We start from the raw sequence: 25,247 nt of genomic DNA, 5'->3' as shown, positions 1-25,247 counted from the left end.
TCTGGCGTTGACTTTTGGCACGCTGTTGAGTTCTCAAGGAACGGACACTTCCTTCGAGCCGCTTATCAGGCGGACCCTCCGGGCGCTTCGTTCGTTTCCGCCAGCCTAGCAGATCCGTTTGCTTCGTTTTAACCGAAGTTTTGCGAGTCCGTCACCTGGCGTTCATCACCGTTTCGCGGCGACTCGACAAACCATAGCGGCTCGGCAGCGGAGTGCCTAATCGGGCCGCGCCGGGTCACGGCAGGCGCTCACCCGGTCGGCTCAGCACGCTCCGTTCACACCCCTCTATGCCGCCCGATCGGCGCGATCGTCGTGGCTCACCCGCATGGCGTAGAGTGCGGCGCGTCGAGCAAGAGGACTAGACCACTTGTGCACCAACGAGCCCCTGCCAGCAGGGACGATGGCGGCGCGCGACGGCAAACGTGCATCAAGGGCGTCGGATCGCCAGTCGGGACCCGCCTCGGAGAGCGCTTGCTAAATGTCCGTACTTGGCATGATTTAGGCTTCAGAACGATCACACCGCCGCTGTCCGCGGCGGCACGCTGTGCTCCGTACCTGGGAGGCTCCACCATGACCACTGTGACCTCGCCGCTGGCTGGTCGCGCTGTCGGGCTCGCCGCCGTGCCCGACCCCGTCTTCGCCGGCGCGATGGTGGGCCCCGGCACCGCCATCGACCCGGTGCGTGAGCCCACCGAGGCGGTGGCGCCGGTGGACGGCATCGTCGTCTCCATGCACCCGCACGCCTTCGTGGTGGTGGACGCCGACGGCCACGGGGTACTGACCCACCTGGGCATCGACACCGTGCAGCTCAACGGCGAGGGCTTCGAGCTGCTCGTGTCGAAGGGCGACACGGTGACCCGGGGCCAGGCGGTCATCCGCTGGAACCCGGCCGAGGTCGAGAAGGCCGGCAAGTCGCCGATCTCCCCGATCGTCGCGCTGGAGGCCTCGCCCGACGCGCTGTCCGGGGTGCTCGAGGCCGGTGACATCGCCGTCGGCGGCGACCTGTTCGCCTGGAACTGACGGACCGAGCAGACGTAACGCGCCGTCCCGCCCGCAGTCCGGGTGGGACGGCTCGGCCAGTACCCGGCCTCGGTCAGTGACGATCCGTCCGACCCACGGGCCCGCACCCGGGTGAAAGGAACCCACAATGGAACAGGCGCTTCGAGGCGTAGGTGTCAGCCACGGTGTCGCGATCGGCCAGGTCCGGCACATGGGCACGGCCGTGCTCGAGCCGCCGGCCACCCAGATCCCGACCGAGGACGCGCCTCGCGAGCAGGCTCGCGCCCAGGCGGCCGTGGACGCCGTCGCGGCGGACCTGATCGCCCGCGGCAACCTGGCGGGTGGCGAGGCCCAGGCGGTGCTGGAGGCCCAGGCGCTGATGGCGCAGGACCCGGAGCTGATCGCGGACGTGAACCGTCGGATCGCCGTCGGCAGCAGCGCCGAGCGGGGCGTCTACGACGCCTTCGCCGCGTACCGGGCACTGCTCGCCGCTGCCGGGGACTACCTGGCCGGCCGGGTCGCCGACCTGGACGACGTGCGGAACCGGATCGTGGCCCGGCTGCTCGGCGTGCCGATGCCGGGGGTGCCGGACAGCGACGAGCCGTACGTGCTGTTCGCCCGGGACCTGGCGCCCGCCGACACCGCGCTGCTGGACCCGACCCTGGTGCTCGGCTTCGTGACCGAGGAGGGCGGGCCGACCAGCCACAGCGCCATCCTGGCCCGCGCCATGGGTGTGCCCGCCGTGGTCGCCATGCCGGGTGCGACCGACCTGCCCGAGGGTGTGGTGGCCGCGGTCGACGGCTCCACCGGTGAGGTGCTGATCAACCCGTCGGCCGAGAAGCAGGCCGAGCTCCGCCGGGTCGCGGCCGAGCGCAAGGCCGCGCTCTCCGCCTCCTCCGGTCCGGGCCAGACCTCGGACGGGCACAAGGTGCCGCTGCTCGCCAACATCGGTGGCCCGGCGGACCTGCCGGCCGCGTTGGAGAACGGTGCCGAGGGCATCGGACTGTTCCGCACCGAGTTCCTGTTCCTGGACGACTCGGCCAAGGCGCCGAGCGAGGAGAAGCAGGTCGAGGCGTACCGCAAGGTGCTGGAGGCGTTCCCCGAGGGCCGGGTGGTGGTGCGGGCGCTGGACGCCGGTGCCGACAAGCCGCTCGACTTCCTCACCCCGGCGGACGAGCCCAACCCGGCGCTCGGCGTGCGCGGGCTGCGCACCCTGCTGGAGAACCCCGAGGTGATGCAGACCCAGCTGCGCGCGCTGGCCAAGGCCGCCGAGGGTCTGCCCGTCCACCTTGAGGTGATGGCCCCGATGGTGGCCGACCGGGTCGACGCCAGGGCCTTCGCCGACGCCTGCCGCGAGGCCGGGCTGCAGGCGAAGTTCGGCGCGATGGTGGAGATCCCGTCCGCCGCGCTCCGGGCCCGTTCGATCCTGAACGAGGTCGAGTTCCTCTCGCTGGGCACCAACGACCTGGCCCAGTACACCTTCGCGGCGGACCGTCAGGTCGGGGCGCTGGCCCGGCTCCAGGACCCGTGGCAGCCCGCGCTGCTCGACCTGGTGGCGGCCTCGGCCGACGCCGCGAGGTCGGTCGGCAAGAGCTGCGGCGTGTGCGGCGAGGCGGCCTCCGACCCGCTGCTCGCCTGTGTGCTCACCGGCCTCGGCGTGACCAGCCTGTCGATGGGCGCGGCGGCGATCCCGTACGTGCGCTCGACGCTGGCGAAGTACACCCTGGCGCAGTGTCAGCGGGCGGCCGTGGCGGCCCGCGCGACGGACACCGCCGAGGAGGCCCGCGCGGCGGCCCAGCAGGTGCTGTCCGGCGAGTGACGGAACGGAAGCGGCGCTCTCCCCGTGGGGGTGGAGAGCGCCGCTTCGCCATGTCCGGGTGCCGGTCAGGACCGGCGGTCGCGGCCGAGCTGCTCGAAGAACCGCAGGTGGTCCAGGTTGTCCACGGAGCCGGGGTTGACGGCCTGCTCCAGCGGGGTGCCGCCGAGCAGGCGCTTGACCGGGACCTCGATCCGCTTGCCGGTGAGGGTGTGCGGCAGGCCGGTCACCGCGATCACCTCGTCGGGGACGTGCCGGGGCGACAGCTCGGTGCGCAGCGAGCTGCGGATCCGGCCGATCAGCTCCTCGTCCAGGGTCGCGCCGGGGGCGAGCACCACGAACAGCGGCATCCAGTAGCCGCCCTCGGCCTCCTCCAGCCCGATCACCAGGGACTCGGTGATCTCGGGGAGGCGTTCCACCACCTCGTAGATGTCGGCGGAGCCAATCCGGACGCCCTGCCGGTTGAGGGTGGAGTCGGAGCGGCCGTGGATCACCACGGTGCCGCGCGAGGTGACGGTGATCCAGTCACCGTGCCGCCAGATGCCGGGGTAGGTGTCGAAGTAGCTGTCGTGGTACCGGCTGCCGTCCTTGTCGCCCCAGAAGCCGATCGGCATCGAGGGCAGCGGCGCGGTGACGACCAGTTCGCCGACCTGGTCGGTGAGCGGGTGGCCGTCGACGTCCCAGGCTTCGACGGCGGAGCCCAGGCAGGGGGCCTGGATCTCGCCCAGGTACACGGGGAGGGTGGGGACGCCGCCGACGAAGCAGGAGCAGACGTCGGTACCACCGCTGACCGAGGCGAGCCAGACGTCCTGCTTGACCTCGTCGTAGATCCACCGGAAACCGTCGGGAGGCAGCGGCGAGCCGGTGGTGCCGAGGCAGCGGACGGCGGACAGGTCGAGGTCGCGGCCGGGGTGCAGGTCGGCCTTGCGGCTGGCGATGACGTACGCGGCGGAGGTGCCGAGCACGGTGGCGCGGGTGCGGGCGGCGACCGACCAGAGGGCGCCGGTGCCCGGGTGGCCGGGGCTGCCGTCGTAGGTGACGATCGTGGACCCGACCAGCAGGCCGGCGGCGAGGAAGTTCCACATCATCCAGCCGGTGGAGGTGTACCAGAAGAACCGGTCGTCGGGACCGAGGTCGAGGTGCAGGCCGGCCTGCTTGAGGTGCTCGACCAGGATGCCGCCCTGGCTCTGCACGATGGCCTTGGGCAGGCCGGTGGTGCCGGAGGAGTAGAGCACCCAGAGCGGGTGGTCGAACGGGACGGGCTCGAAGACCGGCTCGACGTCGGCGGCGGTCAGCGCGCTCCACGGCAGGGTGCCTTCGGGGGCTTCGGTGCCGAGCAGCGGGACGTGCACCACGGTCCGCAGGGACGGGAGTTCGCGGCGCAGCTCGGCGACCACCTCGCGGCGGTCGTGGTCCTTGCCGCCGTAGTGGTAGCCGTCGACGGTGATCAGGGCGACGGGTTCGAGCTGCTGGAAGCGGTCCAGCACGCTGCGGGCGCCGAAGTCGGGGGCGCAGCTGGTCCAGACGGCGCCGACGGCGGCGGCGGCGAGCAGGGCGACCACGGCCTGCGGGATGTTCGGCAGGTAGCCGGCCACCCGGTCGCCGGGGCGGACGCCCTGGTCGCGCAGGGCGGCGCTCAACGAGCCGACCTGGCGCCGGAGTTCACCCCAGCTGAGCTCGGTGGGCCGCTCCGTGGCCTCGTCCAGGTGGAGGATCGCGGGCTTGCCCCGGTTGCCGGTCTGCTCGCTCCGGCGCAGCGCCTCGGCGGCGTAGTTGAGGCGGGCGCCGGGGAACCAGCGGGCGCCGGGCATCGACTCGTCGGTGAGGACGGCCTCGGCCGGGGCGCTGAAGCGGACGTCGAACCAGTCGGTGACGGCGCCCCAGAACCGGGGCAGGTCCTCGGTCGACCAGGCGTGCAGGGCGGCGTACCGGGCGGCGGCCGCCTCGTCCGTGCCGGTCGGCGCGAGCGGGGCGGCGGGGGCGCCGTGGTGGTCGGCGGCCCAGGCCTGGAAGGCGACGATCTGGGTGGCGGCGGCGCGAGCGGGATCGGGCCGCCAGAGCGGCTGGTCCTGGGATGGGGTGCTCACGGTGGTGGTCTCCCGGCCGGTCGGTGGGACGGGACCGGCTTGTGGCGGCCCGCCCCGGAGTGGCGCTGACGGTGCTGGACTCTGCCATGTGATCGTCCCGCGCGCCAGGGTGGCCCGGCGCCCACCTGCGGCGACGGGCCGGAACCGGCCGCCGTCAGGCCGGGCTGCCCTTGAACCAGGCCTCGGCCACCCTGGTGTGCAGCGGGAAGGCCAGCGGGGTGGGGGTGTCGATCAGGTACCAGCCGTCGGTCTCGTCGGTCGGGACGGACGGTGGCAGCTCGGCCAGGGTGCGGGGCGGGAAGAGGGCGAACAGCATCACGAACATGCCGCGCTCGTCGCTGCCGGTGTCGAACAGCTGGGCGCTCGCCGGGTCGACGTCGATGCCGGCCTCCTCGCGGAGCTCGCGGGCGGCGCCCTGCTGCCAGGACTCGCCGAAGTCGACGTAGCCGCCGGGGAGGGCGAGTTCGCCGTAGCCGGGCTCGATGGTGCGGCGGATGACCAGCAGGCTGCGGGTGCCGTCCGGCGGTTCGACCGGGAGCAGCGCGACGGCGACGGGCAGCGGGTTGCGGTAGCTGATCTGGCCGCAGCCGGGGCAGCTGCGCGGCCAGATGGTGCCGGCCGCCGCGTACGGCGTGCCGCAGAAATGGCAGTGCGAGTAAGGGCCGGTCATGACTGGATGCTAGTCGGACGGGGTGACGAGGTGTCACCGTCTCGCGCATCGGACCTGGCACGGGCTGCTGAGCTGGGGCGTTCTACAGTGCGGGGGACTTCAGGAGGACGTGATGGCTGATTCGTTCGCCGAGGCGCTCGCGGCGGGGCCGCTGGTGCTGGACGGCGGGTTGTCCAACCAGTTGGCGGATGCGGGGCACGACCTCTCGGACGAGCTCTGGTCGGCCCGGTTCCTGGCGGACGATCCGGCGGCGGTCACGGCGGCGCACCGGGCGTACTTCGCGGCGGGTGCCCAGGTGGCCATCACCTCCAGCTATCAGGCGAGCTTCGAGGGTTTCGCCCGCCGGGGGGTGGACCGCGCGCGGGCGGCCGCGCTGCTGGGGCGCAGCGTGGCGCTGGCGCGGGCGGCCGGTCCTGGCTGGGTGGCGGCCTCGGTGGGGCCGTACGGGGCGGTGCTGGCGGACGGGTCGGAGTACCGGGGCCGGTACGGGCTGACCGAGGGTCAGCTGGTGGACTTCCACCGGCCGCGGATCGAGGCGCTGGTGGCGGCGGGCCCGGACGTGCTGGCGGTGGAGACGATCCCGGACGCGGACGAGGCGGCGGCGGTGCTGCGCGCGCTGGAGGGGGTCGAGGTCCCGGTCTGGCTGTCGTTCAGCATCGCCGGGGACCGGACCAGGGCGGGGCAGCCGGTCGCCGAGGCGTTCGCGCTGGCGGCCGACGCGCCCGGGGTGCTGGCGGTCGGGGTGAACTGCTGCTCGCCGGAGGACGCGGACGCCGTGGTGGCGGTCGCGGCGCGGGCGGCCGGGAAGCCGGTGGTGGTCTACCCGAACAGCGGGGAGAGCTGGCAGGACCGGGCCTGGCGGGGTGAGCCGACCTTCCGGGCCGACCGGGTGGCGGCCTGGCTGGCGGACGGGGCCCGGCTGGTGGGCGGCTGCTGCCGGGTCGGTCCCGGGCAGATCCGGGCGCTGGCCGGGGCCGTGCGGAACTGACGGGCACTGCAGGAAAGGTGCACGCCCGGCTGTCGGCCTGGCAGACTCAGTGCGATACCACTGCGGTCGACAATGTCGACCGCCTGTCAGCGGAGGTACGCAATGCCCGGCCCGATCCAGTCGCTGTCCCGGGCTGCCGCGATCCTGCGGCTGCTGGCCGGTGGCGAGCGGCGACTCGGTCTGTCGGAGGTGGCCACCGCCCTGGGGCTGGCCAAGGGAACGGCGCACGGCATCCTGCGCACCCTCCAGCAGGAGGGTTTCGTCGAGCAGGACCCGGAGACCGGCAAGTACCAGCTGGGCGCGGAGCTGCTCCGGCTCGGCCAGAGCTACCTGGACGTGCACGAGCTCCGGGCCAGGGCGCTGGTCTGGGCCGACGACCTGGCCCGGGCCAGCGGTGAGACGGTCTACCTCGGGGTGCTGCACCAGCGCGGGGTGCTGATCGTCCATCACGTGTTCCGCCCGGACGACACCCGCCAGGTGCTGGAGGTCGGCTCGATGCAGCCGCTGCACTCCACCGCGCTGGGCAAGGTGCTGCTGGCGTACGACCCGGTGGCCCGCGGTGAGCTGGGCGAGGAGCCGCTGGAGTCGTACACCTCGCGGACGCTGACCGACCTGGCCTCGGTGGACGAGGAGTGCGCGCTGACCAGGGAGCGCGGCTGGGCCGGGGCGGTCGAGGAGACCTGGGAGGGCGTGGCCTCGATCGGGGCGCTGATCCAGGACCGGCGGCGCAATCCGGTGGGTGCGGTCTGCATCAGCGGTGCGGTGGAGCGGGTCTGCGAGGACGGCTTCGTCCGGCCCTCGCTGGTGGCCTCGGTGCGCAGCGCGGCCCGGGCGATCTCCCGGGACCTGGGTGCCGGCCGGTTCTGACGCTCCGGTTCTGACGCTTGGTGAGATTCCCGTGGCGCGGGTGGGCTTCGGCCCGCCCGCGCTTTGGCGTTTTGTCCATATTTTCTGGCATACGGGTGCTAGTTTCGCCGCCATGGCGTCATCACGTTGAGTGATGGATCACAGCTCGGTCACCCCGTCTTGACGCGGGGGCAACGCCGGGGGGAAGCTTCCGCATGACGGTCGACATTGTCGAACGGTGTCCGGAGCAAACGGAACGCCGCCGTCACGGCGCGACCCCGGGACGGGAAGCGCCGCTCTCCCCCACCTGCTCCGGTCACGGACGAAGGAGTCCTTAGTGTCCGCGTTCTCCAACGGCGACATCTTTGTCGGCGAAACCCTCGGCACCGCCGCGCTGATACTCCTCGGCGGCGGCGTGTGCGCCGCCGTCACACTGAAGAAGTCCAAGGCCGTCAACGCCGGCTGGCTGGCCATCACCTTCGGCTGGGGCTTCGCGGTGATGATCGCCGCCTACATGTCGGCCCCGAAGTCGGGTGCCCACCTCAACCCGGCCGTCACGCTGGCGATCGCCGCGGACTCCGGCGAGTGGGGCAAGGTCCCGCTCTACCTCGGCTCCCAACTGCTCGGCGCACTGATCGGCGCGGCCCTGGTCTGGGTCACCTACCTGGGCCAGTTCCAGGCGAACGAGGAGCCCACCCTCGGCATCTTCGCCACCGGCCCCGAGGTCCGGAACCCGGTGCAGAACCTGCTCACCGAGATCATCGGCACCTTCGTGCTCTGCCTGGCCATCCTCACCCAGGGCCTCACCAAGGGCCTCGGCCTCTCCGGCACCGGCATCCTGATGGTCGCCTTCACCGTGGTCGGCATCGGCCTCTCGCTCGGCGGCCCGACCGGCTACGCGATCAACCCGGCCCGTGACCTCGGCCCGCGGATCATGCACGCGCTGCTCCCGATCCCGAACAAGGGCGGCTCCGACTGGTCGTACGCCTGGATCCCGGTGGCCGGCCCGCTCGTCGGCGGTCTGCTGGCCGGCGGCTTCTACCACCTGGCGTTCTGACGCCCCGTTGGTTTGCCGCACGCCCGTGCACGGGGACTGACCCAGGGTCAGGCCCGCCCCCTCTTCCTGAACCCTCCATTCGAGCCGAGGACCCTCATGACCTCCACTGGCAACTACATCGCCGCGATCGACCAGGGCACCACGTCGAGCCGCTGCATCATCTTCGGCGCCGACGGCCGGATCGTCGCCGTCGACCAGCAGGAGCACAGCCAGATCTTCCCGCAGCCCGGCTACGTCGAGCACGACGCCGCCGAGATCTGGACCCGGGTGCAGTCCGTGGTCGCGGGCGCGCTGGAGAAGGCCGGTCTGACCAAGGACGACATCCGCGCGATCGGCATCACCAACCAGCGCGAGACCACCGTCCTGTGGGACAGGAACACCGGCGAGCCCGTGCACAACGCGCTGGTCTGGCAGGACACCAGGACCGAGGCGCTCTGCCGCGAGCTGGGCCGCAACGTCGGCCAGGACCGGTTCCGCCGCGAGACCGGCCTGCCGCTGGCCAGCTACTTCGCCGGCCCGAAGATCCGCTGGCTGCTGGACAACGTCGAGGGCCTGCGGGAGCGCGCCGAGGCCGGCGACATCCTGTTCGGCACCATGGACACCTGGGTGATCTGGAACCTCACCGGCGGGGTGAACGGCGGCAAGCACGTCACCGACGTGACCAACGCCAGCCGCACCATGCTGATGAACCTCTCCACCCTGGCCTGGGACGAGAAGATCGCCGACTCGATGGGCGTGCCGCTCACCGTGCTGCCGGAGATCCGCTCCTCCGCCGAGGTCTACGGCCACGCGGTCGGCGTCCTGGAGGGCGTCCCGGTCGCCGCCGCGCTCGGTGACCAGCAGGCCGCGCTGTTCGGCCAGACCTGCTTCTCGCCCGGCGAGGCCAAGTCGACCTACGGCACCGGCACCTTCCTGCTGCTGAACACCGGCGAGCAGATCGTCAACTCCTACCACGGCCTGCTGACCACGGTCGGCTACCGGATCGGCGACCAGAAGCCGGTCTACGCCCTGGAGGGCTCGATCGCGGTCACCGGCTCGCTCGTGCAGTGGCTGCGCGACCAGCTCGGCATCATCTCCACCGCCGCCGAGATCGAGACCCTGGCCTCCACCGTCGAGGACAACGGCGGCGCCTACTTCGTGCCGGCCTTCTCCGGCCTGTTCGCCCCGTACTGGCGCTCCGACGCCCGCGGTGTGATCGCCGGTCTGACCCGGTACGTCACCAAGGGCCACCTGGCCCGCGCCGTGCTGGAGGCCACCGCCTGGCAGACCCGCGAGGTGGTCGACGCCATGCAGAAGGACTCCGGCGTCGAGCTGACCGCCCTGAAGGTCGACGGCGGCATGACCTCCAACAACCTGCTCATGCAGAACATCGCGGACGTGCTGAACGCCCCGGTCGAGCGCCCGTACGTGGCCGAGACCACCGCGCTCGGCGCCGCCTACGCGGCCGGTCTGGCGGTGGGCTTCTGGCCCGACCTGGACACCCTGAGGGCCAACTGGCACCGGGCCGCCGAGTGGACGCCCCGGATGGACGACGCCACCCGTGACCGCGAGTACAAGAAGTGGTTGAAGGCCGTCGAGCGCACCATGGGTTGGGTGGAGGAGGACGAGGAGAGCTGACCGTCACGCCGGTCGGGGCCAGCAGCGGCCCCGACCGGCCAACGCCGTTTGACGGCCTCTCAGGAGGCCGACCCGGTCTCCGCCGAGACCGCACCCGCACCATCGAGAGGAGAAGCGGCGCCGCCCGCACCGAGCGCCGCAACACACACCATGGCTTCCATCCCGACTCTTGGCGCCGGCTACACCAACGGCCACACCGCCTCCCGTGCCGAGACCCGCGAGCTGCTCGGCAAGGCCACCTACGACCTGCTGGTGATCGGCGGGGGCATCCTCGGTACCGCCACCGCGTGGACCGCCGCCCAGTCGGGCCTCAAGGTCGCCATGGTGGACGCGGGCGACTTCGCCGGCGCCACGTCCAGCGCCTCCTCCAAGCTGGTCCACGGCGGGCTGCGCTACCTGCAGACCGGCGCGGTCAAGCTGGTCGCGGAGAACCACAAGGAGCGCCGGGTGCTCTCCACCGACGTGGCCCCGCACCTGGTCAACCCGCTGACCTTCTTCGTCCCGGTCTACAAGGGCGGCCCGCACGGCGCCACCAAGCTCGGCGCCGGCGTCTTCCTCTACTCCGCGCTCTCCGCCTTCCGGGACGGCATGGGCCGGGTCTCCACCGCCGCGCACGCCGCCCAGCAGGTGCCCGCGCTGCGCACCGAGGGCCTGCGCTCGGTCGCGGTCTACGGCGACCACCAGATGAACGACTCCCGGGTCGCCGTGATGACCGTCCGGGCGGCCGTCGAGGCGGGCGCGGTGGTGCTCAACCACGCCGAGGTGACCGGCCTGCGGTTCACCGGCACCCGGGTGACCGGCGCCGAGCTGAAGGACCGGCTGGACGGCACCGAGTTCGGCGTCAGCGCCCGCCTGGTGCTGAACGCCACCGGCCCCTGGGTCGACCACCTGCGCCAGATGGAGGACAAGGGCGCCGCCCCGTCCATCCGGCTCTCCAAGGGCGCGCACGTGGTGGTCAAGCGCCGCACCCCGTGGCGCGCCGCGCTCACCATCCCGATCGACAAGTACCGGGTCTCCTTCGCCATCCCGTGGGAGGACCACGTCCTGCTCGGCACCACCGACGAGGAGTACACCGGTGACCCGCAGGACGTCCGCGCCACCGAGGCCGACATCGACCAGATCATGGCCGAGGCCGGCCACGCGATCCGCGACGAGCACCTCGACCGCGACCTGATCACCTACGCCTTCGCCGGCCTGCGGGTGCTGCCCGGCGGCCCCGGCGAGACCTCCGCGGCCAAGCGCGAGACCGTGGTCACCGAGGGCCGGGGCGGCATGCTCTCGGTCGCCGGCGGCAAGTGGACGACGTACCGTCACATCGGCCGCACCGTGCTGGAGAAGCTCGCCCACGTGCCCGGCACCGGTCTGCGCGAGGACATGTCGCCGATCCCGGCCACCGTCCCGCTGCCCGGTGTCGGCGCGCCGAACGCCGTCGCGCACCGCCTGCTGGTGGACCGCGAGCCCGGCTCCCGGATGGAGCCGCTGGTCGCCAAGCACCTGGCCTCGCACTACGGCACGCTGTCGTTCGAGATCGCCCACCTGATCGCGCAGCACCCGGAGCTCGGCGAACCGATCCACGCCGACGGCCCGGACGTCTGGGCCCAGGTCGCGTACGCCGCCGACAACGAGTGGGCGTACACCGCCGACGACGTGCTGCGCCGCCGCACCACCATGACGGTCCGCGGGCTCGACACCCCGGAGATCCGGCAGCAGGTGGAGACCTTCCTCGCGAAGCGCGGCACCAAGTAGGCGCTCGCGCAGCGAAAACCGATCGCCCCCTCTCCCCGCCGTGCCTAGCATCGGCGTGGGAGAGGGGGCGATTCTCGTGGTCCGTCGGACACCGCAGGAGAAGAAACGGCTCAGCTATCTGAAGGACCGTCGGAACTGGTACGGCGAGAACGACAAGAGCTCCCGGAAGAACATCAGGCTGAACAAGCGCGCGGTGAACAGTGCGAACCGGCGCCGCCCGAGCGCCGGGCTCGCCGTCCTGCGCGGCGCCGTCGAACCGGAGCGCGCGACGGCGGTGGCGGAGCGGCTGGCGGGGGTACGGCCGCAGAGCTGGCGCAAATGGCCGGACGCGCCGCTCGGCAGGTTCGTGGCGAACCGGCTGGAACGGCGCGTCCGGCTGGGCATCGTCGCCGAGGCGGACACCGCCCCGCCCCTCGCCAGACCCCCGCGCGGGCGGCCGCGCACCTGGGACCCCGGCTGGCAGCCGGGCTAGATGATCAGACTGAGCGGCAGGATCAGGGCGATCGCGGTGACCGAGATGACCGTCTCCATCACCGACCAGGACTTGAGGGTCTGACCGACCGTCATCCCGAAGTACTCCTTGACCAGCCAGAAACCCGCGTCGTTGACGTGCGAGAAGAACACCGACCCGGCGCCGATCGCGAGCACCAGCAGGGCCGCATGGGTGGTGGAGAGGTCGGCGGCCAGCGGGGCGACGATGCCGGCCGCCGTGATGGTGGCGACCGTGGCGGAGCCGGTGGCCAGCCGGATCAGGACGGCGATCAGCCAGCCCAGCAGCAGCGCGGAGATGTGCCAGCGGGCGGACCACTCGCTGACCGCGTTGCCGACGCCGACGTCGATCAGGGTCTGCTTGAAGCCGCCGCCGGCGCCGACGATGAAGACGATGCCGGCGATCGGGGCGAGCGACTTCTCCATGGTGGTGGAGATCCGGGCCTTGGTGAAGCCGGCCGCGCGGCCGAGGGTGAACATCGCCAGCAGGGTGGCGGCGAGCAGGGCGATCAGCGGGGACCCGACGAAGTCCATCACCCGCTGCGGACCTGCCTTCGGGTCGTCGACGACCACGTCGGCGAGCGCCTTGCCGAGCATCAGGACCACCGGCAGCAGGATGGTGGTCAGCACGGCCGCGAAGCTCGGGGTGTGCTCGCCGCGCTCGGGGCGCTCGGTCTCGGGCGGCAGCGTGAGCGGGCCGACCCAGCGTTCCGCCAGCCGGGCGAAGAGCGGGCCCGCGACGATCAGGGTGGGGACGGCGATCAGCAGCCCGAGCGCCAGGGTGACGCCGAGGTCGGCCTTCAGCGCGTCGACGGCGACCAGCGGGCCGGGGTGCGGGGGCACCAGGCCGTGCAGGACGGAGAGTCCGGCCAGGGCGGGGATGCCCAGGCGCATCACCGGGACGTTCCCGCGCCGGGCGACCAGCAGCACGATCGGGATCAGCAGCACCACGCCGACCTCGAAGAACAGCGGCAGCCCGAGCACGGCGGCGATCAGCGCCATCGACCAGGGCAGCATCCGCTTGCTGGAGCGGCGCAGCACGGTGTCGGCGACGATGTCGGCGCCGCCGGAGTCGGCGAGCAGCTTGCCGAGCATCGCGCCCAGGCCGATCAGCAGGCCGACGCTGCTGACGGTCGATCCGAAGCCGCTCGCGAAGCTGCTGAGCAGCTTGTCGAACGGCGCGCCCGCGACGGCGGCCAGCACGCCGGAGCCGAGGGTCAGGGCGAGGAAGGGGTGCAGCTTCAGACGGGTGATCAGCAGCACGATGACGCCGATGCTGAGCAGCACCGCGAGCAGCAGGACACCGTCGCTGTCGGTGTGGGGCAGGGCCGGGGTACCGGCCGCGAGCAGGGTGGTCACGCGAGGTCTCCGTTGACGGGGCGCGGGTGGTGGGGGCCGAGCAGCTTGCCGGCCAGGTCGACGAGCTCGGACGGCGGGTGGGTGACGTCCAGCTCGACGCCGGACTCGTCCGGCTGGAGCGGTTCGAGGGTGGCGTACTGGGAGTCGAGCAGCGAGGCGGGCATGAAGTGTCCGCTGCGCTCGGCCAGTCGGGCCCGGATCAGAGTCTGATCCCCGGTCAGGTGCAGGAAGCGGGTGGCCGGGGCCTGGCTGCGCAGGATGTCCCGGTAGCGGCGCTTGAGGGCCGAACAGGCGACCACTCCCCCGCTGCCGTGGGCGACCTGACCGCCGAGCCAGTCGGCCAGGGCGTGCAGCCACGGCTGCCGGTCCTGGTCGTCCAGCGGGATGCCGGCCGCCATCTTGGCGATGTTGGCGGGCGGGTGGAAGTCGTCGGCCTCCGCGTACGGCAGGCCGAGCCGCTCGGCCAGCAGCCGGGCGACGGTGGTCTTGCCGACACCCGAGACGCCCATCACCACGAGGGTGGGCGGCTGGTTCTCGACGCTGAGACCCATGGCGGTGCTCCTGTTCTGGCTGGTCACGATCGACAGTGCCGCAAAGGTATGACTTATTCAAGCGGATGAAACCGAATCGTCATACATATGTGGCCCGGATATCCTGACCCGATGGAGATCCAGGGCCTGCCAGGACGACTGCTCGCGGACCTCGGTCCGGCCATCGCCTCCGGCGAGATCCCGGAGGGTGCGGTGCTGCGCGGCGAGGAGCTGGAGGCGAAGTACGGGGTCTCCCGGACGGTGGTCCGCGAGGCGGTCCGGATCCTGGAGTCGATGCGGATGGTGGCCTCCCGCCGCCGGGTCGGCATCACCGTCCAGCCCAAGTCCGACTGGGACGTCTTCGACCCCCTGGTGATCCGCTGGCGGCTGGCCGGCGCCGACCGCCCCGCCCAGCTCCGCTCGCTCGGCTCGCTCCGGGTCGCGGTCGAGCCGGCCGCCGCCGCGCTGGCCGCCGTGCACGCCACCGACGACCAGCGCCGCGAACTCGGCGCGCTGGCCGTCGAACTGACCGTCACCGCCCGGGCCGCCGACCTGACCACCTTTCTGCGACACGACATCGCCTTCCACGCCACCGTCCTGCGCGCCTCCGGCAACGAGATGTTCGCCCACCTCGGCGACACCGTCGGCGCGGTGCTCACCGGCCGCACCGAGCACCAGCTGATGCCGCATCAACCGGAGCCGTACGCGGTGAAGTTGCACCGTGAGGTGGCCGACGCCATCTGCACCCACCGGCCGGCCGAGGCCGAGCAGGCGATGCGTACCATCGTGCAGGGAGCACTCGCGGAGCTGGACGCGACGCTCGGCTGACCGTCACCCGGAATGGCCGGGCACGGAACGGGCAGGCTGGGTACGGACGCTCTGCTCACGTACGCCCTGGGGGATGCCGATGCCTGCCGCCCGCCGTCGCCGTCGCCTGCCGGACGAGGTGCGGGCCGCCGCCGTGCGTGCCTGGATGTTCTTCTCCTGCACGCTGATCAGCCTGATCGTGGCCACGCTGGCCTCGTACGCGCGCAGTTGGCTGCTCACCCCCGCGCTGATGGCCACCGCGCTCGGGGTGTTCGGCACCGCCTGGGGCCTGCTGGAGATCCTGATCTCGCGTCAGATCGCCGCCCAGGAGCGGCGCGGGCCGAACTCCTCCGACCCGATGACGGGCAGCGGTGAGCGGCGCCGGGGCCGGAGCCCCGACGCCGCCCGGACGGTGGATCAGGCGCGCTTGCGCAGGGTGTAGCCGTACTGCACCGGCCAGCGCGGCTCGGCGCCGAGCTCGGCCGCCGCGCGCTGCGGCCAGTACGCGTCACGCAGCAGCTCGCGGCCCAGCGACACCACGTCGGCCTGGCCGCTCGCCACGATCTGCTCGGCCTGGGCCGGCTCGGTGATCAGTCCGACCGCCCCGGTGGGCAGCCCGGACTCGGCCCGGATCCGGGCCGCGAACGGCACCTGGAAGCCGGGGCCGGTCTCGATCTTCGCGTCCGGGTCGATCCCGGCCGAGGAGGCGTCCAACAGATCCACCCCGGCCGCGTGCAGCTCCTTGGCCAGCCGGACGGTGTCCTCCACCGTCCAACTCGGCATGCCCTCAAGCCAGTCGGTGGCGGAGGTGCGGTAGAGCACCGGCAGCTCGGCCGGCCACACCGCGCGGACCGCCTCGACCACCTCCAGCGCGATCCGGCTGCGCCCGGCGAAGTCGCCCCCGTACGCGTCGGTGCGGTGGTTGGAGTGCGGCGACAGGAAGGAGTGGATCAGGTAGCCGTGCGCACCGTGCACCTCCACCGCCTCGAACCCGGCCGCCAGCGCCCGCCGAGCCGCCTCGGCGAACGCCCGGACCACGCCCTGGATCTCCTCGACCGTCAGCTCGTCGGGCACCTGGTGCTCCGCGCTGAACGGCACCGGGGAGGCGCCGACCGGCTGCCAGCCGCCCGCCGCGATCGACAGCGGCTTGCCACCCAGCCACGGCCGGTCGGTGGCCGCCTTGCGGCCGGCGTGGGCGAGCTGGATCGCCGGGACGGCGCCGTGCGACTTCACCAGCGCGGCGATCCGGGCCAGTTCCTGCTGCTGGCGGTCGTTCCACAGCCCGAGGTCCCACGGCGAGATCCGGCCCTCGGGGCTGACCGCGGTGGCCTCGGTCATCACCAGACCGGCCCCGCCGGCCGCCCTGGCCCCCAGGTGGGCGAGGTGGAAGTCGGTCGCCACCCCGGCCTCGGGTCCCTCCGGGGCGGCCGAGTACATGCACATGGGCGCCAGCCAGATCCGGTTGGGCACGGTCAGCGAGCGGAGGGTCAGGGGCTCGAACAGGGCGCTCACGGTCGACTCCTCGGTGGGGCGGCAAGGTGCTTGTACGATAGCTCTCGTAGTACGGCAGCTGTCAAACTACGATAGTTCTCGTACTATTGCCCCGTGGCCGACACCCAGCTCCCCGAACCCGCCCTGACCGAGATCAGGCTCGCGGCGGTGCTGCACGCCCTCGCCGACCCGATCCGGCTCCGGATCGCCGCCGAACTCGCCCAGGACCAGGGCGAACTGGCCTGCCAGGCCTTCGACCTGCCGGTGACCAAGTCGACCAGCACGCACCACTTCAAGGTGCTCCGCGAGGCCGGCGTGATCCGCCAGTGCCGACGCGGCACGCACCGGATGAGCCACCTGCGCACGGCCGACCTGGAGACGCTCTTCCCCGGCCTGCTGGCCGGGATCCTCGGCGCGCACCTCGCGGAGCACGGCCGGCAGGACTGACCGACGGCGCGGTCAGTCGCCCTCCTCCTCCGGGGTGTGCGGGAGGGCGATGCCGTGGTGGGCGGCGATCCTGATCAGGGCGGCGACCCGGCCCTGGTACGCCTCGACGCCGTCCTCGTCGCCCGCCTCGCGGGCCTCGGCCACCGCGCGGCGGGCCTGGTCCAGCTGCTCACGGAGCTCTTCCTCGAACACACGTCAAGCATCGCACCAAACGCCCGGACGGCCCGGTCAACGGGCCGCCCGGGCCCCGCTCAGTCGACCGGGCGCTTGAACATCCGGGTGGCGGTGATCTCCCCGTGGATGGCCGGACCGTCCGGGTCCTGCGGGGCGGGCAGGCCGGGGCGCAGGTGCTCCTCGACCGAGATGTACTTCAGGCCGGCCCGCAGGTCGGCGTCGTTGCGCAGCCGGATCACCAGCGGGAACTCGGCCAGCGCCGTGGTGTCGAAGAGCCCGGTGGTGTAGATCAGCTGGACGCCGAGTGCGTCGGCCACCGCCCGCTGGAGCTCCAGCAGGTAGGTCGCGTTGGCGCGGCCGATCGGGTTGTCCAGGAACAGCGTCCCCGCGTGCCGCAACTGGGACTGGCCCCGGTCGTTGGCCCGCAGCGCCGCCATCGTGCAGTACAGCGCGATCGCGGCGGTGAGCAGCTGGCCGCCGGAGAACACGTCCGACATCTGACCGACGCTCACCCGCTCGGCCCGCAGCACCGCGTCGGGCTTGAGGATCTCCACCGAGACGCCCTTCGGGCCGATCGCGGCGGCCACCCCGCGCAGCAGCAGTGACATGCCGTCACGGCGCAGGTCGGAGTTCTTCTTCACGGCGGACCGGGTGGCCTCGTCGATCACCTCGCCGAGCCGCTCGACCAGCAGCGCGTGGTCCGGGTCCTCGAAGCGGATCCGGAGGAACTCCTGACCGGACCACTCCCCCAGGCCCTCGGGCAGCCGGGACAGCCGCTGGGCCGCGCGCAGGGTGGCGAGCGAGCTCTCCACCAGGCCGCGCAGCCGGTCCACGATCGAGCCCCGGTTGCGCTCCAGCTGGGCCAACTCGTCGGTGAGGACCCGGAGTCGGGGCGCGAAAGCGGTGGCCCAGGCGGCGGCGTGGTCGGGCAGGGCGGCGGCCGGCAGCTCCCGGATCTGCTGCCGGGCCGGGGTCCGGACGGCCTCGTACCGGGCCGCGTTGGCGTGCCGGACCAGGGCGTCGGAGGCGTCCCGGACGGCGAGTTCGGCGGCGGTCAGCTCGGTGGAGGCGGTCCGCAGGGTGCGGCGGGAGTCGGCGGCGGTGCTCCGGGCCTCGGCGAGCGAGCCGAGGTAGGGCTCGGCGGGCTGCTCGTTCTCCTCCGGGTGGTGGTCGCGCAGACCGTCGCGGAGCTGGGCGGCGCTCTCGTCGAAGTCGGCGGCGGCGCTCTGCGCGGTGTCCAGGGTGCGCTGCAGGTCGGCGTGCGCCGTCCGGGCGTTGTCCACCAGCTCGCGCCGCTCGGCGAGCCGGGAGGTGGCGGTGCGCAGCAGCAGCTGGGCGTGCTCGGGGTCGGCCGGGACCAGGTCCTCGGGCAGCGCGGTGTGCTCCTCACCGCTGGCGGGGGCGGACCGCTCGGCCTCGCCGCGCAGCCGGCCGAGCTGCTCGGAGGCGGTCGCGGCGCGGGCCTCGATGGTGGCCACCAGCTCCTCGGCCCGGGCCGCGGCGGCCTGCCGGGCCGGACCGTCGGCGCCGTCCGGGCTGGCCAGCAGCTCCTCGGCGCGCAGCCGGACCCTGTTGGTGAGCCGGTCCAGCTCGGTGGCGGAGGCGGCCTCGTCGCCCTCGGCCCTGGCCTGCTCGGCGCGCAGGTCGGCGCCGACCCCCACCTTCTCGTACAGCTGGGCGGCGGCCCGGTACGCCTCGCGCAGCGCGGGCAGCGAGGCAGGGGCCTCGGCGGGCTCCTCGGCCTCGGCGACGGCGGACAGCTCGGAGCGCTCCGCCCGCAGCGTACGGGCCGTCCGGCGGGCGTCGTCGGCGGCCCGCTGGGCGGCCCGGCGGTCCTCGTCGCAGGTGCGGGCCCGCTCGGCGCAGACGGCCTGGCGGCGGTCGCACTCGGTGGCGTCCTCGGTCAGCTCGCGCTGCCGGCGGATCCAGTTGCCGCGCTCGCGCAGCCGGAAGGCCAGGCCGGCCAGGGCGTCGGCCCGGCGGCGGGTGCGCTGGGCGGCCTCCCGGCGCTCCTCGTGGGCACCGGCGGCGGCCAGCTGGTCGGCCTCGGCCTCGGTGTGCTCGGCCCGCAGGGTGGCCAGCTCGGCGGCGGCGGTCTCGGCCCGGGCGGCGGCGTCCCGGGTGGCCTCGGTCAGCTCGGCCAGCGTGCCGGGCGGGCACTGCTGATGCCAGGAGGCCAACCGGGCGCTCAGCGCCCGGTCGCCGCCGAGCCGGGCGGCCAGCTCGCGAATGTGCTCCTCCCGGGCGGTGGCCCGGGTGCGCAGCTGGCGGCGTTCGTCGTCGGCCGCGCCCTCGTTGTGCATCGCGGGGTTCGGCGGCACCAGGAAGAACGGCGGCTCGGCACCGATCGGCGCGATCAGCGCGGCGGCGGTGCCGACCGCGACGGTGGAGCGCGGCAGCAGGGCGGCGGCCTGGAGTGCTTCGCGGGCCCGGTCGAGGGACTGAGGGTCCGTCACCACCACGCCGTCGACCAGTTCCGGCCGGGCGGCCAGGATCGCCTCGTGGTCGGCCGGGTCGACCGACTGGGCCAGGTAGCGCCAGCCGGGCAGCGCGGGGATGCCGTGCTCACCGAGGAACTCGACCGTGGCCAGCACGTCAGGGCCGGGCGGCAGCAGGCCGCCGTCGCCGAGCGCGGCCAGGATCCGGGAGTCGTCGGCGGCGGCGGTGCGCAGGTCGAAGAGGGTGCGCTCGGCGCTGCTGACGGCGGCGTCCAGCTGCTCGCGCAGCTCCTCGGCGTTGGCGTCCAGCAGGACGGGGGTGAGCTGCCCCTCCCGGTCCTCGTCCTGGTCCTGGTACGGCGTCAGGGCGAGCAGCTCGGCGAGCCGGGGCTCGGCGGCCAGCGCGGCGGCGGTGCGCTGCTCGGCGGAGAGCGCGCGGTGGGCGTTCTGGTACGCGTCGCTGGCGCGGGCGGCGGCCAGCTCGGCGCGGGCCTCGGCGGCGCCGGTCTCCCGGGCCCGGGCGGCGGCCTGCTCGGCGGCGGCCCTGGACTGCTCCAGCGCGGCGGTGGCGGCCTGCTCCGCGTCGGCGGCGTGCAGGGCGGCCCGAGCCGGGTCCGGCTCGTCGGTGCCGGCGTCGATCCAGCCCGCCTCGACGGCGGCCCTGGTCTCCTGCTCGACCTCGGCCAGCCGCTGACCGAGGTGGCCCGCCTCGGAGCGGGCCTTCTGCGCGGCGGTCGCGGCGGCGGTGGCCTCGGCCTGCGCGGCGGCGCCGTCGGACTGGAGCTCCTCGGCCCGCGCCTCCTCCTGATCCGCCCTCAGCTCGGCGGCCCCGGCGGCGCTCTCCAGCGCGCGGGCCAGTGCCCCGGCCGCCCGGGCCCGGGCGGCCAGCGCCGGGGCGGCGTCCAGCTCGGCCTCCCGGATCGCGACCGCGACCCGGGCCACCCGGTCGGCCGCCGCGCGGTGCCGCAGCACCGCCTCGGCGGCCTGCCAGGCGGCGTGCAGGGTGCGGGCCTCGGTCAGCTCGCGGCGTAGCGCGGCGGCCTCGGTGGTGGCGGCGGCCAGGCCGAGGGTGGCGTGACGGTAGGTCAGCTCGGCCGTGATCAGCGAGTGCCGGGTGCGGTCCGCCTCGGCGGCGGTGACGGCGCCCGCGGCGGCCGCCACCTCGATCGCCAGGTCGTGCGCCCGTTCGCGCTCGGCGCCGCCCCGGGCGGCCAGCGCGTGCGCGAGCCGACGGGTGCGGCGCTCGGTGGTGCGGTGCAGCTCGCGGACCGACTCGCGCGCCGTGGTGGCGTCCACGATCCGCTGGAGCAGGTCGACCGAGCCCGCAGTGAAGTCCCGCTCGGCGGTCAGCTCGGACCGGCGGCCGAGCTTGGCGGCGAAGCCGTGCACCAGGTCGGCCAGGCCGTCGGTGTCCCGGGTGTCGGTGACGGCGCGCAGCAGCAGGTCGGTGAAGTCGGCGTCGTGCTTGACCGCGAAGAGGCCGGCCGCCTCGCCCTCGTCGGCGTTCATCTCGCGCTGGTAGCGGAAGAGTTCCGGGTCCAGACCGAGGTCGGCGAGGTGCTCGTTCCACCGGTCGTGGCCGTCCTCGAAGACCAGCTCCAGACCGGGGTACGTCTTGCCCGCCTCGGTCAGCGCGTCCCGGAAGCCCTTCATGGTGCGGCGGCGGCCGCGGACCTTCTGGTCACCGGTCAGGCTGATCCGCTCGGCCACCGGCAGCGCGTCCAGGGTGAGGCCGTCACCGGGACGGAACGAGTACCAGGTCTCGGCGAACTTGCGCGGGTCCGAGGAGACCTGACGCCCCCTCCACTCGCTGACCTTGCCGACCACGATCAGCTCGCCGGTGACGGTGTGCTGCCACTCCAGCGCGACGTGGCCGCAGTCGTCGGCGAGCAGGAACTTGCGCAGCACGCCGGAGCTGGCGCCGCCCAGGGTGTTGCGGTGGCCGGGCAGCATCACCGAGAAGATCAGCTTGAGCAGGACCGACTTGCCGCCGCCGTTCTCCAGGAACAGCACCCCGGCCGGGGCCGGGCGGCGCTGCGGACCCTCCGGCTCCTCGCCGAACAGGCCGATCTGCTGGGGCCGGGGCTCGGCCACCGGCTCACCGACTCCGCGCAGGTCGAGCACCGTGTCGGCATAGCGTGCACCGGCCGGTCCGATCGAGTACAGGCGGACCCGGTTGAGCTCGTACATGTGCGGCGGTTCTCCAGCTTGGCGGTGGGTCGGAGGGAACGGGCGGGGCTGACGGGTCAGAGGGCGTGGAACGGGAGGCCGGCGTCGGCGACCAGGTCCTCGCTGTGGTCGGCGGGCAGCAGGGTGGCGGTGCCGTCGCTGACCGGGACCACGCCCAGGTCGAGCAGCTCGGCCATCGCCGCGCTGCCCGCCAGGTCGCGGACCTGGAGCTGGTAGCGGGCGGTGGTGCGGTAGGTGCCGCCGGCGTCGTCCGAGGTCTTCTGCAGGAAGCCGGAGTCGACCAGGAAGAGCACCGCCTTGGAGACGATGCCGATGGTCGAGCCGGACAGCCGGCGCGCGTCCTTGGTGGCACCGGTGGCGGAGCGGCGGGCCCAGACCCGCCAGGCCGCCTCCAGACCGGGGGCGTCGCTGGTCGGGTCGGTGTTGGTGCCCGCCTCCTCGGCGCGCTCCTCCAGCCGGCGGCAGGCCTGCCGGACGAAGGCGTCGATGCCGTTCACCGTGATCCGGCCCAGGTAGCCGTCGTCGGCCAGGTCCTCGGGGCGGGGGAACGCCATCGCGGCCACCGCGAGGTGGGCCAGCCCGTGCAGGAAGCGGTCGGTGGTCTCACCGGCGGCCCGACGCGAGTAGTCGCCCATCCGGACCGCGAACACCGAGTCCTCGTCGGCGGCCACCGCCATGCCCGCCCGGGGGGAGACCTCCAGCACCACCAGGCCCATGCCGGTCGCCACCGCGTCGGCCAGCCGGGCGAACGCCGGGTCCTCGCGGTGACGGCGGATCAACTCGGCGTACTCCGCGTCCCGGGCCGGGAGCAGCTTGGCCTGCAGGCCGAACGAGACCAGCCGGGCGGCGTCCGCCACGTCGGCGGGGGTGAGGGCGGCTGCCGCCGGGGCGGCTTGCGGCTCAGCCTCGGGCTCCCAGGTGTCGGTGCTCACGAGTTCGGCTCCTCAGAAATTGGTGCACCCAGGGGCGCGGGGCTGTGACACGTGCGGCTCCGCCGCGCGGACGCGCTCAGGAGCGGGCATCCCAGGGGCGCGGGGCTGTGACACGTACGGCTCCGCCGCGCGGACGCGCTCAGGAGCGGGCATCCCAGGGGCGCGGGGAACTGCGCGAATCGGAAGGTCTCCGGGTGATCACTCCGCAACGGCAAGAAGGTGCACCTGGCTCTGCGGCGAAACGTGCGGGCCGGGTCGCCTCCCGATTCGCGCAGTTCCCCGCGCCCCTGGGATGCCCCTCCCTGAACCTGAACCCGCATCAGCTCGCGTCCTTGCGGTCCGCCGCCATGCCGACCGCGTCGAGCAGGGCGCTGCCCACGATCAGGTCCGCCCCGCCGAACTCCCAGTCGTCCAGCCGGGTGCCGTCGTCGACGGCGAACAGCAGCCGCTCCTCGCCCTGACGGTACGCCGTCCCGACCGGCGGGCTGGCCGCGTGCACGGCGAGCAGCGCGACCAGGTACGGCAGCTCGGTGTCCCGATCGCGGGCCTCGGCGAGCAGGCCGGAGAGCCGGCGGGGGGCGTCCGGCGGAAGGTCGAGCAGTTCCAGGGCGGACTCCAGCTGGGCCTCGGTGAAGCGGCTGTCGTCGGGCGTGGCGACCAGGTCGGGGTCGGGCAGCTCGGCGCCGAGGTGCTCGCGCTCGACCGGCGGGGTGAGCAGCAGCTCGACCAGGTCGGCGACCCGGACCGAGACCGGGGTGCGCAGCCCGATGCCCCGGGCGAAGAACGCGTCGGTGGGCCGGATGGCCTGATCGACCGGCAGCTCCAGCAGCGGGGCGAGCAGCTGCCCGTACAGGTCGATGCCGCTGCGGGCGGTCGGGGCGGCGAACGCCTGCCGGTCCTGCTCGGCGCGGAACAGCGGGCCGGCCTCCAGCAGCCGGGTCTGCAACTGGGTGTGGCGGCGGATGCAGTCCTTGACGATGTCGACCAGCTCGGCGGCCCGGCGCTTCTGCTCGGCGTCCTCGGACTCGTCGCGGGCCTTGCGGATGTTGGTGAGGATCGCGTTCTCGTGCCGGTAGCGGTCGGCGATGTGGTCGAGCGCCTCGTCGATCAGGTCGGGGACGGCCTGCATCCAGTCCACCGCGCGGACGTTGCGCCGGGTCGCGTCCAGGGCGCGGCGCAGCGTCTCGGCGTACTGCACGGTGCGGTACCGGGCCTGCTCGGCGGCGAGCTGGGCATCGGCCAGCCGGCCCCGGCTGATCAGCACCTCGAGCTTCACCTCGGCGGCGATCTGAGCGGACGTCACGTCCGTGTCGAGGGCGCCGACCAGGACGTTGACCGCCTCGTCGGTGGTGCGCAGGTAGACCCCGCCGTCCGGGCCGGGGACCTCCTCGATCAGCTTGAAGTCGTAGTCCCGGCGGACGTAGGAGCCGTCGGAGCCGAAGGTGCCGTAGACGGCCCGGAAGCCGCGGTCGACGCTGCCGACGTTGATCAGCGACTCCAGCACCCAGCGGGCCACCCGCTCGTGCTCGGCGACCGGACGGCCCGGGTTCTGCGCGGCGACCCTGGGGTGCAGGCGGCCGAGCACTATGTCCCGGTCGGCGCCGGTGTCGAAGTCCATGTTGAGGGTGACCAGGTCGATCACGGCGAGCCCGATCTCGGCCATCGCGTACGAGCTGTACTCGCCGGCCAGGTTGACCTTCCGGCTCTCCAGGTCGTGCAGCGGAGCGGTGCAGGCCAGCGCCTTGAGCCGACGGGCCAGCCCCTCGTCGGCGGCCGGGCCCGGGGCGGGCCGGGCGGTGCCGGGGGCGGGCGGGCGGAGCGGCTGCCCGGTGGGTCGGTCTGCGATGGCGGTCACGGTGGTCAAGGTTAGAGGTTCACCCCGACAGAGTCCGAAACGACCCCGGTTGTCCCCGTTTCCGAGGCAAGTTGAACATGTTCAATTACCCCTCTAGAGTCAGCTCTGCGCAGGTCGGGACAGTGAACCCGACCCGTTCTACCCGTATGGGGGTTCTGCGACATGACCGAGGTTCAGAAGGCCACCGAGGCCGCCACCCTGCGCCGGGTCCGGCGGTGGATCGGGATCTTCATCGTCTGCCTGGTGCTCAGTGGGCTGACGGCCTTTCCGCTGGAGACCGAGACCCGCTGGCTGGTCGACCTGGTCGGCGGATCACCGATCGCCGAGCACTTCCCGGCGGCCGCCGCCTGGGCCGAGCGGGTCCGGGACGGGGTGGCCGACACCAACGTCCGCTACCCCTTCCTCGCCTACGGCACCGACTGGCTGGCCTTCGCGCACCTGGTGATCGCGGTCGGCTTCTGGGGGCCCTACCGGGACCCGGTCCGCAACGTCTGGGTGGTCCAGTGGGCGATGACCGCCTGCGTCGCGATCATCCCGCTGGCGCTGATCTGCGGGCCGCTGCGCGGGATACCGCTGGCTTGGCGATTCGTCGACATGTCGTTCGGCGTCTTCGGGGTGATCCCGCTGCTGATCGTGCTGCGCGGCATCCGGCAGCTGGAGCGGGCGGCGGCGCTGCGCCAGGCACCGGTGCCGGCGGCCTGACCGGACG

21 protein-coding genes are annotated in these 25,247 nt (G+C 73.3%); 12 read left to right on the top strand and 9 right to left on the bottom strand.

All coding sequences use genetic code 11. From position 1 onward, the window contains the following. Nucleotides 1-570 precede the first annotated feature (570 nt). On the top strand, nucleotides 571-1,020 hold the full coding sequence (locus ACIRPK_RS29000; RefSeq protein ID WP_403043644.1) for a PTS glucose transporter subunit IIA: 450 nt from the start codon (nucleotides 571-573) through the stop codon (nucleotides 1,018-1,020). Nucleotides 1,021-1,147: 127 nt separating this feature from the next. Further along, entirely contained in the window at nucleotides 1,148-2,818 is a 1,671-nt protein-coding gene (ptsP, locus tag ACIRPK_RS28995) for a phosphoenolpyruvate--protein phosphotransferase (protein ID WP_403043642.1), read from the top strand. 65 nt (nucleotides 2,819-2,883) lie between these two features. On the opposite strand, the gene ACIRPK_RS28990 is transcribed toward ptsP, so the two are convergent. Beyond that, the gene (locus ACIRPK_RS28990) at nucleotides 2,884-4,902 is read right to left on the bottom strand and encodes an acetoacetate--CoA ligase (RefSeq protein WP_403043639.1); all 2,019 of its coding nucleotides are present in this window, start codon (nucleotides 4,900-4,902) and stop codon (nucleotides 2,884-2,886) included. A gap of 154 nt (nucleotides 4,903-5,056) precedes the next feature. Further along, the gene (locus tag ACIRPK_RS28985; protein WP_403043637.1) at nucleotides 5,057-5,572 is read right to left on the bottom strand and encodes an NUDIX domain-containing protein; all 516 of its coding nucleotides are present in this window, start codon (nucleotides 5,570-5,572) and stop codon (nucleotides 5,057-5,059) included. 112 nt (nucleotides 5,573-5,684) lie between these two features. Between ACIRPK_RS28985 and mmuM the strand changes: the two genes are divergently transcribed. The 6 genes from mmuM (at nucleotide 5,685) to ACIRPK_RS28955 (ending at nucleotide 12,298) form a co-directional block, all read left to right on the top strand. Beyond that, on the top strand, nucleotides 5,685-6,560 hold the full coding sequence (mmuM, locus tag ACIRPK_RS28980) for a homocysteine S-methyltransferase (RefSeq protein WP_403043634.1): 876 nt from the start codon (nucleotides 5,685-5,687) through the stop codon (nucleotides 6,558-6,560). Between the two features lie 102 nt (nucleotides 6,561-6,662). Further along, the gene (locus tag ACIRPK_RS28975; protein ID WP_403043631.1) at nucleotides 6,663-7,427 is read left to right on the top strand and encodes an IclR family transcriptional regulator; all 765 of its coding nucleotides are present in this window, start codon (nucleotides 6,663-6,665) and stop codon (nucleotides 7,425-7,427) included. 316 nt (nucleotides 7,428-7,743) lie between these two features. Further along, entirely contained in the window at nucleotides 7,744-8,463 is a 720-nt protein-coding gene (locus ACIRPK_RS28970) for an MIP/aquaporin family protein (RefSeq protein WP_403043628.1), read from the top strand. Between the two features lie 96 nt (nucleotides 8,464-8,559). Then, nucleotides 8,560-10,080: a glycerol kinase GlpK gene (gene glpK / locus ACIRPK_RS28965; protein ID WP_403043626.1), complete on the top strand. Its 1,521-nt coding sequence runs from the start codon at nucleotides 8,560-8,562 to the stop codon at nucleotides 10,078-10,080. Nucleotides 10,081-10,230: 150 nt separating this feature from the next. After that, entirely contained in the window at nucleotides 10,231-11,826 is a 1,596-nt protein-coding gene (locus ACIRPK_RS28960) for an FAD-dependent oxidoreductase (RefSeq protein ID WP_403043624.1), read from the top strand. Nucleotides 11,827-11,902: 76 nt separating this feature from the next. Further along, a complete protein-coding gene (locus ACIRPK_RS28955) occupies nucleotides 11,903-12,298 on the top strand; it encodes a hypothetical protein (protein WP_403043622.1) in 396 nt (131 codons plus the stop codon). On the opposite strand, the gene ACIRPK_RS28950 is transcribed toward ACIRPK_RS28955, so the two are convergent. Then, a complete protein-coding gene (locus tag ACIRPK_RS28950) occupies nucleotides 12,295-13,674 on the bottom strand; it encodes a gluconate:H+ symporter (protein ID WP_403043621.1) in 1,380 nt (459 codons plus the stop codon). The two genes, ACIRPK_RS28955 and ACIRPK_RS28950, sit on opposite strands and share 4 nt — an antisense overlap. Then, entirely contained in the window at nucleotides 13,671-14,225 is a 555-nt protein-coding gene (locus ACIRPK_RS28945; protein ID WP_403043618.1) for a gluconokinase, read from the bottom strand. The genes ACIRPK_RS28950 and ACIRPK_RS28945 overlap by 4 nt, the downstream gene beginning before the upstream one ends. Nucleotides 14,226-14,336: 111 nt before the next feature. On the opposite strand from ACIRPK_RS28945, the gene ACIRPK_RS28940 reads away from it, so the two are divergent. Together ACIRPK_RS28940 and ACIRPK_RS28935 are read left to right on the top strand one after the other, a co-directional pair. Continuing rightward, nucleotides 14,337-15,032: a FadR/GntR family transcriptional regulator gene (locus tag ACIRPK_RS28940; RefSeq protein ID WP_403043615.1), complete on the top strand. Its 696-nt coding sequence runs from the start codon at nucleotides 14,337-14,339 to the stop codon at nucleotides 15,030-15,032. A 73-nt stretch (nucleotides 15,033-15,105) separates the two neighbouring features. Further along, nucleotides 15,106-15,453 (top strand): hypothetical protein, encoded by a 348-nt coding sequence (locus tag ACIRPK_RS28935; RefSeq protein ID WP_403043613.1) that lies wholly within the window; start codon nucleotides 15,106-15,108, stop codon nucleotides 15,451-15,453. Here the strand turns inward: ACIRPK_RS28935 and ACIRPK_RS28930 are convergent. Then, the gene (locus tag ACIRPK_RS28930) at nucleotides 15,429-16,523 is read right to left on the bottom strand and encodes an NADH:flavin oxidoreductase/NADH oxidase (protein WP_403043610.1); all 1,095 of its coding nucleotides are present in this window, start codon (nucleotides 16,521-16,523) and stop codon (nucleotides 15,429-15,431) included. The genes ACIRPK_RS28935 and ACIRPK_RS28930 overlap by 25 nt on opposite strands. A 93-nt stretch (nucleotides 16,524-16,616) precedes the next feature. On the opposite strand from ACIRPK_RS28930, the gene ACIRPK_RS28925 reads away from it, so the two are divergent. Continuing rightward, on the top strand, nucleotides 16,617-16,949 hold the full coding sequence (locus ACIRPK_RS28925; protein WP_403043608.1) for an ArsR/SmtB family transcription factor: 333 nt from the start codon (nucleotides 16,617-16,619) through the stop codon (nucleotides 16,947-16,949). Between the two features lie 12 nt (nucleotides 16,950-16,961). Here the strand turns inward: ACIRPK_RS28925 and ACIRPK_RS28920 are convergent, their stop codons facing one another. The 4 genes from ACIRPK_RS28920 to ACIRPK_RS28905 all read right to left on the bottom strand — a co-directional run bounded on the left by ACIRPK_RS28920 (nucleotide 16,962) and on the right by ACIRPK_RS28905 (nucleotide 24,538). Next, nucleotides 16,962-17,141: a hypothetical protein gene (locus ACIRPK_RS28920; protein WP_403043605.1), complete on the bottom strand. Its 180-nt coding sequence runs from the start codon at nucleotides 17,139-17,141 to the stop codon at nucleotides 16,962-16,964. Nucleotides 17,142-17,200: 59 nt separating this feature from the next. Then, nucleotides 17,201-21,751, bottom strand: a complete 4,551-nt coding sequence (locus tag ACIRPK_RS28915) for a hypothetical protein (RefSeq protein ID WP_403043603.1) — start codon at nucleotides 21,749-21,751, stop codon at nucleotides 17,201-17,203. A gap of 56 nt (nucleotides 21,752-21,807) precedes the next feature. Then, nucleotides 21,808-22,683, bottom strand: a complete 876-nt coding sequence (locus tag ACIRPK_RS28910; RefSeq protein WP_403043600.1) for a hypothetical protein — start codon at nucleotides 22,681-22,683, stop codon at nucleotides 21,808-21,810. 319 nt (nucleotides 22,684-23,002) lie between these two features. Further along, nucleotides 23,003-24,538: a hypothetical protein gene (locus ACIRPK_RS28905; RefSeq protein WP_403043597.1), complete on the bottom strand. Its 1,536-nt coding sequence runs from the start codon at nucleotides 24,536-24,538 to the stop codon at nucleotides 23,003-23,005. Nucleotides 24,539-24,700: 162 nt separating this feature from the next. Here ACIRPK_RS28905 and ACIRPK_RS28900 point away from each other — a divergent pair, with 162 nt between their 5' ends. Further along, nucleotides 24,701-25,240, top strand: a complete 540-nt coding sequence (locus ACIRPK_RS28900) for a hypothetical protein (RefSeq protein WP_403043594.1) — start codon at nucleotides 24,701-24,703, stop codon at nucleotides 25,238-25,240. Nucleotides 25,241-25,247: the final 7 nt, after the last annotated feature.

It is taken from the genome of Kitasatospora sp. NPDC101801, from assembly GCF_044766665.1.
Lineage (GTDB): Bacteria > Actinomycetota > Actinomycetes > Streptomycetales > Streptomycetaceae > Kitasatospora.
Note: the sequence above shows the minus strand (reverse complement) of the source record. Positions and strands in the feature narration are given on the sequence as shown.

Coding starts and splice junctions, on each gene's coding strand:
- ACIRPK_RS29000 (WP_403043644.1), top strand. CDS start 571: ATGACCACTGTGACCTCGCCGCTGGCTGGTCGCGCTGTCGGGCTCGCC.
- ptsP (WP_403043642.1), top strand. CDS start 1,148: ATGGAACAGGCGCTTCGAGGCGTAGGTGTCAGCCACGGTGTCGCGATC.
- ACIRPK_RS28985 (WP_403043637.1), bottom strand. CDS start 5,572: ATGACCGGCCCTTACTCGCACTGCCATTTCTGCGGCACGCCGTACGCG.
- mmuM (WP_403043634.1), top strand. CDS start 5,685: ATGGCTGATTCGTTCGCCGAGGCGCTCGCGGCGGGGCCGCTGGTGCTG.
- ACIRPK_RS28975 (WP_403043631.1), top strand. CDS start 6,663: ATGCCCGGCCCGATCCAGTCGCTGTCCCGGGCTGCCGCGATCCTGCGG.
- glpK (WP_403043626.1), top strand. CDS start 8,560: ATGACCTCCACTGGCAACTACATCGCCGCGATCGACCAGGGCACCACG.
- ACIRPK_RS28960 (WP_403043624.1), top strand. CDS start 10,231: ATGGCTTCCATCCCGACTCTTGGCGCCGGCTACACCAACGGCCACACC.
- ACIRPK_RS28945 (WP_403043618.1), bottom strand. CDS start 14,225: ATGGGTCTCAGCGTCGAGAACCAGCCGCCCACCCTCGTGGTGATGGGC.
- ACIRPK_RS28940 (WP_403043615.1), top strand. CDS start 14,337: ATGGAGATCCAGGGCCTGCCAGGACGACTGCTCGCGGACCTCGGTCCG.
- ACIRPK_RS28935 (WP_403043613.1), top strand. CDS start 15,106: ATGCCGATGCCTGCCGCCCGCCGTCGCCGTCGCCTGCCGGACGAGGTG.
- ACIRPK_RS28915 (WP_403043603.1), bottom strand. CDS start 21,751: ATGTACGAGCTCAACCGGGTCCGCCTGTACTCGATCGGACCGGCCGGT.
- ACIRPK_RS28900 (WP_403043594.1), top strand. CDS start 24,701: ATGACCGAGGTTCAGAAGGCCACCGAGGCCGCCACCCTGCGCCGGGTC.